We start from the raw sequence: 12,473 nt of genomic DNA, 5'->3' as shown, positions 1-12,473 counted from the left end.
CTATTCTCAAAAAAGAGGAACACATGATGGATGTGCCCCTCTGTACGATTGGATTATACTTAGTTACCTTTTACTTGGCTCATTACTTCGTCTGCAAAGTTGTCTTCACGCTTTTCAATACCTTCGCCTACTTCATAACGAATAAACTCTACTAATGTTCCGCCAGTTGTTTTCACGAAATCGCGAACTTTTTGATCAGAATTCTTAACGAAAGCTTGATCCAAGACACAGATTTCCTCGAAATATTTTCCAAGACGTCCTTCTACCATTTTCGCTACGATATTTTCTGGCTTACCTTCGTTTAAAGCTTGCTCAGTCAATACATTACGCTCTTTTTCTACTTCGTCAGCAGATACTTCGTCGCGTGAAATGTATTTTGGATTCATTGCTGCGATATGCATTGCTACATCTTTCGCTGCCTCAGAATCTGTTGAACCTTCAAGAACAGTCAACACGGCAATACGTCCGCCCATGTGTAGGTAAGGACCGAAAGCGTCTTGATCTGTTTTCTCACGGATTACAAAACGGCGAAGAGTAATTTTCTCTCCAATTTTAGCTACTGCGTTTGAAATGTGTTCAGACACTGTCAAACCGTTGTCTAATTTCGCTGCGTTAGCTTCTTCTACTGAAGCAGGTTTCGTTGCAAGTAAGAACTCAGAAATTTCCTTAACAAGAGTTTGGAAGCCTTCGTTTTTTGCTACGAAGTCTGTCTCAGCATTCACTTCAAGTATAACTGCATCATTACCTTGAACTAAAATGTTTGCAACACCTTCAGCTGCAATACGATCTGCTTTTTTCGCTGCACTTGAAAGGCCTTTTTCACGCATATACTCCATTGCTGCAGTCATGTCACCGTCTACTTTAGTTAATGCCTTTTTGCAGTCCATCATACCTGCGCCTGTTTTTTCACGAAGTTCTTTAACCATTTGGGCTGTAATTGTTGCCATTTGAAAATTCCTCCTATTAGATATCATTTAAAATTTCTTTTTGCTTTAAAAAGAGACGATAAGGGGTACGCCACTTATCGTCTCATCATTTACTCATTTCAGTCTGCAGTAACAGTTGCTGTTTCGTTTACTGTTTCAGCTACTTCGTCGTCTTCACCTTGACGGGATTCAATCAAAGCATCTGCCATTTTGCTTGTAAGTAAACGTACTGCGCGGATTGCATCGTCGTTCGCAGGGATGACATAGTCGATTTCGTCCGGATCACAGTTAGTATCAACGATTCCAACGAGTGGAATATTCAATTTGATTGCTTCAGCTACCGCGATACGCTCTTTACGTGGATCTACGATAAAGATTACATCAGGCAAGCCTTTCATGTCACGGATACCGCCTAGGAATTTCACAAGACGCTCGTGTTCTTTATTTAATTGAGAAACTTCTTTTTTAGGAAGTACGTCGAACGTGCCATCCTCTTCCATTTTCTCAATAGCTTTCATACGCGCTACACGTTTTTGAATAGTACCGAAGTTCGTCAATGTTCCACCCAACCAACGTTGGTTGATGTAATACATTCCAGCACGTTCTGCTTCTTCTTTGATTGCTTCTTGTGCTTGTTTCTTCGTACCTACGAAAAGAACTTTACCACCATCAGCACCGACTTGGCGCATGAAGTTGTAAGCTTCCTCTAATTTTTTGACCGTTTTTTGAAGGTCGATAATATAGATGCCGTTACGCTCCACGAAAATAAATTTCTTCATTTTTGGATTCCAACGACGTGTTTGGTGTCCGAAATGTACACCAGCTTCTAACAATTGTTTCATTGAGATTACTGACATGTTTAATTCCTCCTATTGGTTTTTTGTCCTCCGCGTACTTCCTACGAATAAGTGACCATAATGGCACCCACTCATTCATCCGCACGCGTGTGTAGTAAGACCATCTATTAAATTAACACAACTCTACGTTGTTTGCAACTACTGTGTGTAACTTCAGTCAAACTTAATTATCAATTCGATTTCCGTCCTACCTTTTTTCAACTTTCTTGCAATATCCTCTATTGATTTACCTTCGGCATACAGCTGTTTGGCTTTTTCTTTGTCGTCCAGGTCGTCAAATGATTTTGAATGTAGTTCTGAATTCTTTTCTTTCACATTCTTTTCAGTTTCCACCGTCTTTTGGTAGGAACGTAAAGCGAAATGTAAAGGAACCGGATGTGGCTTCTGTCTCGAATCAGACACTTCTGTTATTGACTGTTCGCTTGGAGCTGAGTTTGTGGTGGGCTTCATTTGATCACCCGTTCGTTGATTCAATTGATGAATCAAACGATCGTTTTCTTCTTTGATTTCCCCTAGATAAGCTAATATGGATTGATCCATTTCTTTCATAAGACGTTGTTGCTTTTTCTCCAGATTATTAAATTTTGTAATTTTTACGTACAGCAATGTCATGACCATAAATCCGATAATTTGTAAGATGAACAAAAGAGCTAGTAGAATTCCCATACTATTATCCACTGTAATCAACAAACGAACCTTTAAACGGATGCTTGGCTTGCTGTTGTTCTTTCTCTTTTTTTTCTTGTTGTTGTTGTGACTCTTCGCTAGGCTGTTGATGATCTCCATCCATTTTTGCATATGGAGATGATTTTAAAACCGTTTCCTTGCTTTTTAAGGCTTGTTTTTCTGTTTGCAAATTGGCACTGTCTTGAGCAAGTTGAGACTGTTGCTGCTTTCGCTCCGCTATTTTACCTGCCTCAAATGTCTTCGGGATAGCAATTTGAAGTTCGATAGCTTTCAAACTCATAAAATCCCTCCGTCGGTAATTTCAGCCGCCAACAGCGACCGTAACTTAAATAATGCTTTTGAATGTATTTGTGAGATTCTCGATGTAGATAAGCTTAAAATTTCTCCAATTTCTGTTAGCGTCATATCTTCCTGGTAAAACAAACTAAGTACCAATTGTTCATTTTCATTTAGTTCTTTGATTTTCGTTATCAAGTCTTCAATCAATTCGCCTTTGACCGCTTGTTGTTCAGGTGTTTTCGTTTGATCATCCTGCAATACAAAGGTTTGATCGTGATCATCTTCATCATTCATTTTTTCATCAATGGACAATACATTGGCAAAATACTGTTCATGCATAGTTTGATAGACTTGATCTGTTGTAACGCCTAAATGATCTGCTACTTCCTCGGGTGTCACCGTTCGCAAGTAGGACTGTTCGAGCTTACTAATTTCTTCATCCATTTTCTTAGTTTTTTCTCTTAGGGAACGTGATAACCAATCTTCTTTTCTTAAACCATCTATAATTGTACCCCGAATCCGGAATGAAGCGTATGTGTCGAATTTCAAATCACGCGAAGGATCAAATTTCGTTAACGCGTCGAAAAGCCCTTGATAACCAAGAGATTTGATTTCATCACGTGATACGTTTTTCGGCAGTCCAGCACTGATTCGTTGGACGTGATAATTCACAAGAGGTGTATACATTCGTACTAGCATATCACCTGCATCAGGATCACGGTTTTCGATCCATAACTTCCACTGATGTCGTTCAGTTACATCTTGATTTGTCATCGAATTCACGCCTTTCCTGTCAGGTTCCTTCTACCGATTTTATGTCTTATGTATAAGTATAGCAAATCACAATAGATAAAGGCGACTAATGTATTAGCCGCCTTCGTTTGTACTGTTAAATTTCCTGCGTTCCAGCATTGACGGTACGAACAAACAGGATACTCGTAGCAGGATCAAATTCAATTGTACGTCCACTGGATCCGCCTGTAGCTTCTGCGACAATCGGGATTGAATATCTTTTCAATTCTTTTTTTACCGCTTCTACATTGCGAGGACCTATACGGATCGTATCATTTGAACCGAACTGAAACATTTGTGCTCCACCCGCAATTTTCGCTTTGATGCTGAAAGGTCTAACTCCTTCAGATTTTAAAAGTTCCAACATTGCATGAATGCCCGTATCTGCGAATTTCGCTACATTTAGTTTTGTTGACTTACCCAACTCGCTATCAGGCAACATGACATGCACCATACCTGCTATTTTTTTCGAAGAATCATACAGTACTACACCAACACACGAACCCAGTCCTGATGTGCGAATCGTATGAGGGGATTTTGCGATATTCATATCAGCAATCCCTACACGCACTACTGTTTGAACGCTTGCCATCTATAAGACACCCAACGAACTAAATATCGTGCGATATGAGGGTGGATCAGGTAATAAAAAGAAGTGCCCCGCTAAACTTGACACACCCTGTTCCCCTTCTTGTAATATTTCCGTCTCAATGACGATAACTTCATCACTGTACTGGGATACTTCGATCAGGCCGAAGCTAACAATGGCACCCACCATGTCAATACTTAATGAAGGTACAGTTGGATAGATATTTAATGATGTAAAATCAGAGAGCGCCGACAAATAGGAACCTGACAATATATTCCCCAACTCTTGTAGCGCAGAAGCACCCATTCCCAAATCATCTACATCCGTAAATGTAAATGCCGCATCCCCTGTCAATTTGCGAATAAATTGTGTAGCAGATTCAATAGTCAGTACAAAAAACATCGTGCCCGTCAAATCACCTTCAATACGTAAAAAGATACCCGCCACCACTTTTTCCGTACCACCTGCTAAATCAAACATTTCATCAAACGTAACCAGCTCCACGTTAGGTACACGCATGTCAATTTTCTGACCTAACAGTTGAGATAATGAAGTTGCAGCATGTGCTGCTCCAATATTCCCGATTTCCTTTAAGACATCCAGATGCATCTCGGTGATGTCATTTTTAGAATTCATCCGTATTCCCCTTCTTTATCGGTTGCAGTACTTTTTCCAGATTTAACATAACCAATAATCGCTTATCAACTTTCGCTACTCCTGAAATGAATTCGGATTCCACAGATCCCACTACTTCCGGCTGAGGACCTATTGCGCTTGTCGGAACATCCATTACATCATTCGCATCGTCCACAATTAATCCTACTTCTGCACCCGCATGCGAAACGATAATAATGCAGCTTGTCTCATCAAACTCTTTATACTCCATATCAAAACGTTCACGTAAGTCTACAACTGGCGTCACTACGCCACGTAAATTTAACACGCCTTTAACATAAGAAGGCATACGGGGAACACGTGTAATCGACAGCGATTTCTCGATGGATTCTACTACGTCTAAGCCAATCGCATATTCTTTATTCATCAATTGAAAGACAATTACTTTCATTTCGCTTACTTCCGTTACTTTTGTCATGTCATCACCTCGATTATTTAATCAATGCATTACAGTCAACAATTAATGCGACTTGACCATTTCCTAGAATCGTAGCACCAGATATCGCAAAGACACTCTGCAAGTATTCACCGAGAGACTTCAAAACGATTTCTTGTTGGCCAATAAATGAATCTACGACTAACCCTGCTAAACTGTCACCTTTACGAACGATCACAATAGATTGGAACTCATCTTCTTCATTACTTCTATTCTTCATTTCAAATATGTCTTTTAAGTCTACCAACGGTACAATGGTTCCACGGAAATCGATGACTGGCTGATTATGGGCATTTAAAATATCAGACTTCTGAATAATGGCAGTTTCAATTATAGACGACAACGGAATTGCATAAATTTCTTCATCCAACTCTACTAACATTACAGAGATAATAGAAAGAGTTAGAGGTAATTGCACCTGGAATAACGATCCTTTTCCTTCAGTGGAATCAATCGAAATATGTCCGCCAAGAGATTCAATAGTGTTTTTTACAACGTCCAAACCAACGCCGCGACCTGATACATCTGTAATGGAAGCGGCAGTGGAAAACCCTGAAGCTAATATCAATTCCGCTACTTGCTTATTTGTCAATGTATCCGCAGCTTCCGGACTGATAATGCCCCGTTCAATCGCTTTACTAACTACGCGTTCACGATTTACACCCGCTCCATCATCCTCAAGCTCAATAAATACATGGTTACCCGAATGATAGGCTCGTAATGTCACAGTTCCAGTCTCTGGCTTGCCATTCGCAATTCGCTCTTCCGGCATTTCAATACCGTGATCTAGAGCATTTCGAATCAAATGAACAAGGGGGTCTCCTATTTCGTCGATAACGGTACGGTCAAGCTCTGTTTCAGCGCCGACAATTTCTAAATCAATTTTCTTATTCAGGTCACGCGCCAATTGCCGAACCATTTTGGGGAATCTATTGAAGACTGTTTCTACAGGTACCATTCGCATGTTCAAAATGATGTTTTGCAAGTCTCCTGATACCCGAGTCATTCTTTCTACTGATTCATTCAATTCCGGGTTATGCAATTCACTGGCAATCGATTGAAGGCGTCCACGGTCAATGACCAGTTCTTCAAATAAATTCATTAAAATATCAAGTCGATCAATATTGACCCGTATCGTTTTATTGGAATTGGAAGTAGTGGTCTTTTTGGTCTTTATAGTTTCTTTAGGCGTTTCGTTGGTTGTTGCGGCTTTAGTAACAGGTACGACTGTTGTTTCGACCACACTAGGTTCTGGGTCACATGTATTCAATGAGGCTTGCTTGTACTTCTGCACGTATTCATCCGTGATGTGTGTAATATGTACGTTTTCTATTTCAGAAACTTTCAGTACTTTCGCCTTTAAATCTGCAGCATCTTCTTGGGTTAATAAGACAATCGTAAAGTTCTGATCAAAATCCTCATTTTCTAATTGTTCTACTGTAGGAACCGTTTTGATGACTTCGCCTGACTTTTCCAAAATTTCAAAAGTCATGAATACACGAGCAACTTTCAACAAGCAATCATCACGTAATGTGACAGTGATCTCTAATGCATTAAAGCCTTGTTCAGCAGATTGAGAAATAACCGTTAATTCAAACTCATCATAAGGAATTCCTCTCGAAGTGACGACCTCCATTGAAACTTCCTCGGCTGTTGCTGCAGGCTCGTTCGTTACATCTACTGGTTGTCCTGCTTCAATGCGATTGAGAATGTCTACTAAATTACTCACGTCTTTTTTTCCATCGCCACCTGATTCAATGTCTTGTACCATTAGTTCAAGATCATCCACTGCTTCAAATACCACATCTAAAATCTCCGTTGAAACCTGGATCTTTGAGTTTCGAATCGCATCAAGGACGTTCTCCATCTTATGTGTTAAATCTGCAATATCTTCATATCCCATTGTCGCCGACATTCCTTTAAGCGTATGTGCAGCTCTAAAGACTTCATTGACAATGGCCAAATCATCCGGATTATTTTCTAACGCTAGCAACTGTTCACTACAAGCTTGCAAGTGTTCTTTACTTTCTTCTATGAACATATCCAAATACTGACTTACATCCATTGTAAAGCCCCCTAGTTACTTCAAATTTTCTATTATCGCATCAGCGATTTGTTGTATATCTTTGATTTCGTCACTGAGACCTGCATCAATTATAGCTTTGGGCATGCCATATACAACGGACGTGTTTTTAGATTCCGCTATAGTAAACGTTTTACATGATGCACGTAATAACTCCATACCTTCTTTACCGTCATAACCCATCCCTGTCATGATAGCCGTTATATACCCAAGTTCTTTATGTGTTGCTGCTGATTCCAATAACACATTTACCGCTGGGCGATGTCCTGAACGCGGCGCTTCGTCTCCGTCTAATACGATTTTATAGCCCGTTCTAGATTTCTCAAACTTCAAATGCAAGCCGCCTGGTGCAATATAGGCTGTACCATTTTCGATCGGTTCACCATGTTCTGCTTCTTTAACGATTATTTCACTCAAATTATTCAGTCGTTCGGCCAATGACTTGGTGAAGCCAGGTGGCATATGCTGAACAATTAGAATTGGATGTGGGAAGTTCGCTGGAAACTTTGTAATGACTTCCTGCAAGGCCCTTGGTCCTCCGGTCGATGTACCTATTATAACAAATCGTTTAGCAATAAGTGTATTTTTTTTAGGTATGTTTACTGTTTTTATAGGATGTGTCGAAGTGCTTCTACTTTCATTTACAGTATTTTGTTTGCTTGGCGTTGGTGTATGACGGTTATTTGTGGATGTTATTTGACGCGTTAGTGTGTGAATTACCACATTTGAAGCAGCAAATACTTTCTCCACAATTTCTTGTTCGATTTCATGAAGATTTAACGAAATAGCTCCGCCAGGTTTTGCTATCACGTCGACAGCACCGTATTCTATCGCTAGAACTGCATTTTCTGTATTATGTTTTGTCGTACTTGATAATATCACCACAGGGATTGGCATGTGATCCATAATAAACTTTAAAGCTTCCAGTCCATTCATCACAGGCATTTCAATATCCATTGTAAGGACATCTGGTTGAAGATTGCGAACCTTTTCCACTGCATCTTTGCCATTTCTAGCGATGCCGATGACTTCCATCATGGGGTGTTTATTCAACATATCAGAGATTAACTTCCGCATAAAAGCTGAGTCGTCTACAACAAGAACGCGTTTTTTCTTTGCAGTAATCACATTACATACGCCCCTTTAGAAAAACACCTTTGATTTTATCTATGAATCCAGAAGTTTCAATAGAAGTGCTCGGTTTGTTGCTGTGTAAAAATGTATCTGTTATTGCCAACATTCGCTTGCTAATTTTTGAATTGGGATATAATTTGACAAAAGGGATCTGAGCATTTACTGCATTACGTACATGAATGTCATCTGGCAAAAATCCTAAAACACTAGTATCTATGGATAAAAACTTTCGCATAGCCAACTGAAGCCGTGCGACGGAATCACGTCCATCTTGCTCTTTTAGAACACGGTTACTCACTATGTGAATAGATTTATTCGCATCTTGCAGACATATAAACTTAATCATTGAATACGCATCCGTAATAGAAGTTGGCTCCGGTGTCGCTATTAATATAATCTCATCCATCGCCAAGATTAAATCAATTGAACTCTTCGTTGCTCCTGCACCCATATCAAATAAAATAACATCATATTCCATCTGTAAAATAGAAAATGCCTCAATCAATCGATCAAACATTTCACCTGACCACTCCACCACATTCTCCAGTCCGGAACCACCTGCTATAAACGCAAGATTGTCTTCAATAGGAGTCACAACGCTCTGCAATGGTTGTTTATCAGACAAGTAATCTTTTAGATGAAACATTGGCGTAGCCCCAAATAATATATGAATATTCCCCATCCCAATATCCATATCCACAATTAATACTTTCTTCCCTTTCGCTACGAGTCCGTAAGAGAAATTAGCAGTGAAATTCGATTTGCCTACTCCGCCTTTTCCACTAACAATGGCAATTGAGCGAGCTACTTGTCTTTGACTTTTCATCATTTTTAGTCGAAGTGCTTCCGCCTGGTCATGCATGTGAATCACCTGCTAATAGAAGGTCCACTATCTTTTCCAAACTGGCTTCTGTCAAATCTTCAGGTACCTCTTGTCCGTCTGTGTAGTAGGATACACCTATACCATATTTCAGAATTAAATTAATTATAGATCCGACCGAATCGGTTTCATCTGTCTTAGTAAATATAAATTTCTCGATTGGGAAATTAGTAAATTGTCTAATGATGGTATCCATATCCTGTTCCTTTGATGTGGTAGATAACACAAGAAATGTTTCCATATCCAAAGAGAAATCAATGAGTTTCGATAAATCATCGACAAATTTTGCTTCTTTATAATTTCGGCCCGCTGTGTCGATAAATATGAGATCGAGATCTTTTAACTTTTCGATTGCGGTACGGAAATCTTCTTCACTATAAACGATTTCAACTGGAGCCTGAAGTAAATTGGCATATGTGCGCAATTGTTCAATTGCTGCAATTCGATACGTATCGGTCGTAATGAAACCAACTTTCTTTTTTTCTTCCAGTAAGGCACGTGCGGCAATTTTCGCAATGGTCGTGGTTTTTCCTACGCCAGTCGGCCCTAGTACATTAATAAACTGCTTCTGATAAGTGATTCCACCGAAAGGTATGTCGTGAAGTTGATCGCTGAACCATGTTCTAATCAATTCCATTTGCTGTTCTTCAGTAAAATCGATCTTGTCTTGCTTCATTCGATTGAAAACTAGATTACCAATCTCTGTAATATATTTACTTTCCACACCTTGCATCTGTAATTTCTTCAATATGGGTAATAGTTCATCGGGATATTTTTCAAATGCACGATCCACTGGCTGAATATCTTTTAGCATTTGTTTGATCTCCCGCATTTCTTGTTCAATTTGTTCAACAGACTCTGTCTCCGCAATGGGTTGCACAGAATGAACTCGTGATTCATAGATACGTTCTGCGTTCGTTTTATCATAGCTTGCAACTACTTCTACTGATCGTTTACGAAACAGCCCCAAAAAACCTTTTGTTTTCGTGACGTTTGAACTGAGGATGATCGCGTCGTCTCCAAAATCTTCACGGACTTTCGCCATAGCATCAACCATTGTAGATGCTGTATACTTTTTCATTTTCATTAAATATCCACCACCCCTACACTTTGCACTTCCACTGATGCTTCCAATTCATTATAAGACAGTATAGGTATCTGTGGGAAATACCGCTCCGTGATTTGACGTAAGTACATACGAATGGCAGGTGAACATAAAATGACAGGAGATTGGTCCAGTATAGCTACCCGTTCGATTTCTTGCGCAATTCGTTCCAAGATTATTTGAGATTGTGATGGGTCTATTGAAAGAAAGTTTCCTTGTTCAGTTTGTTGAATACTATCCGCAATGAGTTTCTCTACTTTTCCAGCGACTGTTAATACTTTTAACGCCCCATTACCTACAACAAATTGACCTGTGATCTGACGTGCCAATGATTGTCTGACGTATTCTGTCAGAACATCTACATCGGACGTGTACTTCGAATAGTCTGCGAGTGTCTCAAAAATGATAGGTAAATTACGGACGGAAACTTGTTCGTTCAATAATTTAGCAAGCACTTTTTGAATCTCGCCAATTGATAATGGAGTCGGTGTAAGTTCATCAACCAAAATCGGATATGTTTCATGTACGTGATCGACCAGTTGTTTGGTTTCCTGACGTCCAAGTAAGTCGGATGCATTGGCACGAATGACTTCAGTCAAATGAGTAGATACAACACTTGGTGGATCCACGACTGTGTAACCCATGATTTCTGCTTCTTCTTTCGCTTCTTCAGTAATCCATTTCGCTGGCAATCCAAACGAAGGTTCAATAGTATCTATTCCTTCTATTAAATCTTCACCGCCTGGGCTCATGGCTAGATAATGATCTAACAATAGTTCACCCCTAGCCATTTCATTCCCTTTGATTTTGATTCTGTATTCGTTCGGTTGTAATTGTATATTATCCCGAATACGAACGACTGGAATGACGAGACCAAGTTCAATCGCTAACTGACGTCGAATCATAACGACTCGATCCAGCAAATCCCCACCCTGGGTTGCATCTACAAGAGGGATGAGACCATAACCGAATTCAAACTCAATCGGGTCGACATTCAAGAGGTCAACGACATTTTCAGGCCGCTTCAACCCTTCAGTCTCTACATTTTCTTCTATCTCCAATAATTCATTTGGGTCTTCATCTACTTTACGTGACATCATAAATGCCCCCATTGCCAGTGCACCCGCGATGGGAATGGTTAAGATGTCATTAATCGGTGTAGCAAGGCCTAGTAAAAAAATTGTAATAGATGCTACGTAAAGTAATTTTGGTTGTCCTAATAATTGATTCGTAATATCCGTGCCTAAGTTTCCTTCTGAAGCAGCACGGGTAACTACAATACCCGTTGCCGTAGAAATCAACAGTGCTGGTATTTGTGAAACAATCCCATCCCCGACAGTGAGTGTAGAGAATTGAACTGCTGCTTCCGCAAACGGCAATCCCATCTGTACAACGCCAATAATCATACCGACCAATAAGTTGATCATAACGATAATGATTCCGGCAATGGCATCCCCTTTAACAAATTTTGTCGCACCGTCCATCGCACCATAGAAATCAGCTTCGTTACTCACTTTTTCACGACGTGTGCGAGCTTCTATATCGGAAATCATTCCTGCGTTTAAGTCGGCATCAATACTCATTTGCTTACCTGGCATTGCATCAAGAGTAAAACGTGCAGCAACTTCGGAAACACGCTCCGAACCTTTTGTTATAACAATAAACTGAATGATGATTAATATAACAAAAACTACTAGTCCTACAACAATATTTCCACCCGTAACGAATGTACCAAAAGTGTCAACTACTCCACCCGCATCACCTTCCGAAAGAATCGCACGTGTTGTAGAAACGTTAAGACCTAGACGGAATAATGTAAGTAATAATAACAATGATGGGAAGATAGAGAATTGCAGTGCTTCCTGCATATTCATAGCAGTTAGTAAAACCATCAACCCAAGTGTAATATTGATAATAATCAAGAAACTTAATAACCAAGGTGGTAATGGGATGACAAGCATCGCAATGATCATAATAACCGCCGCGAGTACTCCTATATCTCTAAACTGCATGCCATCCCTACTTTCTTC

At 39.8% G+C, this 12,473-nt stretch carries 13 protein-coding genes; all 13 read right to left on the bottom strand.

Annotated elements, in window-relative coordinates:
* Positions 1–59: 59 nt before the first annotated feature.
* The 13 genes from tsf to flhA all read right to left on the bottom strand — a co-directional run bounded on the left by tsf (position 60) and on the right by flhA (position 12,455).
* Positions 60–947, bottom strand: a complete 888-nt coding sequence (tsf, locus tag CSV60_RS03120; protein WP_099630941.1) for a translation elongation factor Ts — start codon at positions 945–947, stop codon at positions 60–62.
* 98 nt (positions 948–1,045) lie between these two features.
* The gene (gene rpsB / locus CSV60_RS03115) at positions 1,046–1,783 is read right to left on the bottom strand and encodes a 30S ribosomal protein S2 (RefSeq protein ID WP_099630940.1); all 738 of its coding nucleotides are present in this window, start codon (positions 1,781–1,783) and stop codon (positions 1,046–1,048) included.
* A 153-nt stretch (positions 1,784–1,936) separates the two neighbouring features.
* Complete coding sequence (locus tag CSV60_RS03110) at positions 1,937–2,449, bottom strand: hypothetical protein (protein WP_099635960.1); 513 nt, start codon at positions 2,447–2,449, stop codon at positions 1,937–1,939.
* A 4-nt stretch (positions 2,450–2,453) separates the two neighbouring features.
* Complete coding sequence (locus CSV60_RS03105) at positions 2,454–2,750, bottom strand: RNA polymerase subunit sigma (protein WP_099635959.1); 297 nt, start codon at positions 2,748–2,750, stop codon at positions 2,454–2,456.
* On the bottom strand, positions 2,747–3,523 hold the full coding sequence (locus CSV60_RS03100) for a FliA/WhiG family RNA polymerase sigma factor (RefSeq protein ID WP_099630937.1): 777 nt from the start codon (positions 3,521–3,523) through the stop codon (positions 2,747–2,749). Before CSV60_RS03100 ends, CSV60_RS03105 begins: the two co-directional genes overlap by 4 nt.
* Positions 3,524–3,638: 115 nt before the next feature.
* Complete coding sequence (locus CSV60_RS03095; RefSeq protein WP_099635958.1) at positions 3,639–4,133, bottom strand: chemotaxis protein CheD; 495 nt, start codon at positions 4,131–4,133, stop codon at positions 3,639–3,641.
* Positions 4,134–4,766 carry a chemotaxis protein CheC gene (locus tag CSV60_RS03090; protein ID WP_099630935.1) on the bottom strand — a complete coding sequence of 211 codons (633 nt, stop codon included), beginning with the start codon at positions 4,764–4,766 and terminating at the stop codon, positions 4,134–4,136.
* Entirely contained in the window at positions 4,756–5,223 is a 468-nt protein-coding gene (locus CSV60_RS03085; RefSeq protein WP_099635957.1) for a chemotaxis protein CheW, read from the bottom strand. Before CSV60_RS03085 ends, CSV60_RS03090 begins: the two co-directional genes overlap by 11 nt.
* Before the next feature lie 13 nt (positions 5,224–5,236).
* On the bottom strand, positions 5,237–7,306 hold the full coding sequence (locus tag CSV60_RS03080; protein WP_099635956.1) for a chemotaxis protein CheA: 2,070 nt from the start codon (positions 7,304–7,306) through the stop codon (positions 5,237–5,239).
* Positions 7,307–7,321: 15 nt separating this feature from the next.
* Positions 7,322–8,401 (bottom strand): protein-glutamate methylesterase/protein-glutamine glutaminase, encoded by a 1,080-nt coding sequence (locus tag CSV60_RS03075; RefSeq protein ID WP_233189528.1) that lies wholly within the window; start codon positions 8,399–8,401, stop codon positions 7,322–7,324.
* A 52-nt stretch (positions 8,402–8,453) separates the two neighbouring features.
* Positions 8,454–9,320, bottom strand: coding sequence for a MinD/ParA family protein (locus CSV60_RS03070; protein WP_099635954.1), 867 nt, complete (start codon positions 9,318–9,320; stop codon positions 8,454–8,456).
* Positions 9,313–10,425 carry a flagellar biosynthesis GTPase FlhF gene (flhF, locus tag CSV60_RS03065; protein WP_099630930.1) on the bottom strand — a complete coding sequence of 371 codons (1,113 nt, stop codon included), beginning with the start codon at positions 10,423–10,425 and terminating at the stop codon, positions 9,313–9,315. Before flhF ends, CSV60_RS03070 begins: the two co-directional genes overlap by 8 nt.
* Positions 10,425–12,455 (bottom strand): flagellar biosynthesis protein FlhA, encoded by a 2,031-nt coding sequence (gene flhA / locus CSV60_RS03060; RefSeq protein ID WP_099635953.1) that lies wholly within the window; start codon positions 12,453–12,455, stop codon positions 10,425–10,427. Before flhA ends, flhF begins: the two co-directional genes overlap by 1 nt.
* Positions 12,456–12,473: the final 18 nt, after the last annotated feature.

Source organism: Sporosarcina sp. P7, assembly GCF_002743425.1.
Classification (GTDB): Bacteria; Bacillota; Bacilli; order Bacillales_A; family Planococcaceae; genus Sporosarcina.
Note: the sequence above shows the minus strand (reverse complement) of the source record. Positions and strands in the feature narration are given on the sequence as shown.

Excerpts from the sequence above, each read along its gene's own strand:
- CSV60_RS03110 (WP_099635960.1), bottom strand. The coding sequence starts at position 2,449 with ATGGGAATTCTACTAGCTCTTTTGTTCATCTTACAAATTATCGGATTT.
- rpsB (WP_099630940.1), bottom strand. The coding sequence starts at position 1,783 with ATGTCAGTAATCTCAATGAAACAATTGTTAGAAGCTGGTGTACATTTC.
- flhA (WP_099635953.1), bottom strand. The coding sequence starts at position 12,455 with ATGCAGTTTAGAGATATAGGAGTACTCGCGGCGGTTATTATGATCATT.
- CSV60_RS03080 (WP_099635956.1), bottom strand. The coding sequence starts at position 7,306 with ATGGATGTAAGTCAGTATTTGGATATGTTCATAGAAGAAAGTAAAGAA.
- CSV60_RS03105 (WP_099635959.1), bottom strand. The coding sequence starts at position 2,750 with ATGAGTTTGAAAGCTATCGAACTTCAAATTGCTATCCCGAAGACATTT.
- CSV60_RS03070 (WP_099635954.1), bottom strand. The coding sequence starts at position 9,320 with ATGCATGACCAGGCGGAAGCACTTCGACTAAAAATGATGAAAAGTCAA.
- CSV60_RS03085 (WP_099635957.1), bottom strand. The coding sequence starts at position 5,223 with ATGACAAAAGTAACGGAAGTAAGCGAAATGAAAGTAATTGTCTTTCAA.
- CSV60_RS03100 (WP_099630937.1), bottom strand. The coding sequence starts at position 3,523 with ATGACAAATCAAGATGTAACTGAACGACATCAGTGGAAGTTATGGATC.
- CSV60_RS03075 (WP_233189528.1), bottom strand. The coding sequence starts at position 8,401 with ATGCGGAAGTTAATCTCTGATATGTTGAATAAACACCCCATGATGGAA.
- tsf (WP_099630941.1), bottom strand. The coding sequence starts at position 947 with ATGGCAACAATTACAGCCCAAATGGTTAAAGAACTTCGTGAAAAAACA.
- CSV60_RS03095 (WP_099635958.1), bottom strand. The coding sequence starts at position 4,133 with ATGGCAAGCGTTCAAACAGTAGTGCGTGTAGGGATTGCTGATATGAAT.
- flhF (WP_099630930.1), bottom strand. The coding sequence starts at position 10,425 with ATGAAAATGAAAAAGTATACAGCATCTACAATGGTTGATGCTATGGCG.
- CSV60_RS03090 (WP_099630935.1), bottom strand. The coding sequence starts at position 4,766 with ATGAATTCTAAAAATGACATCACCGAGATGCATCTGGATGTCTTAAAG.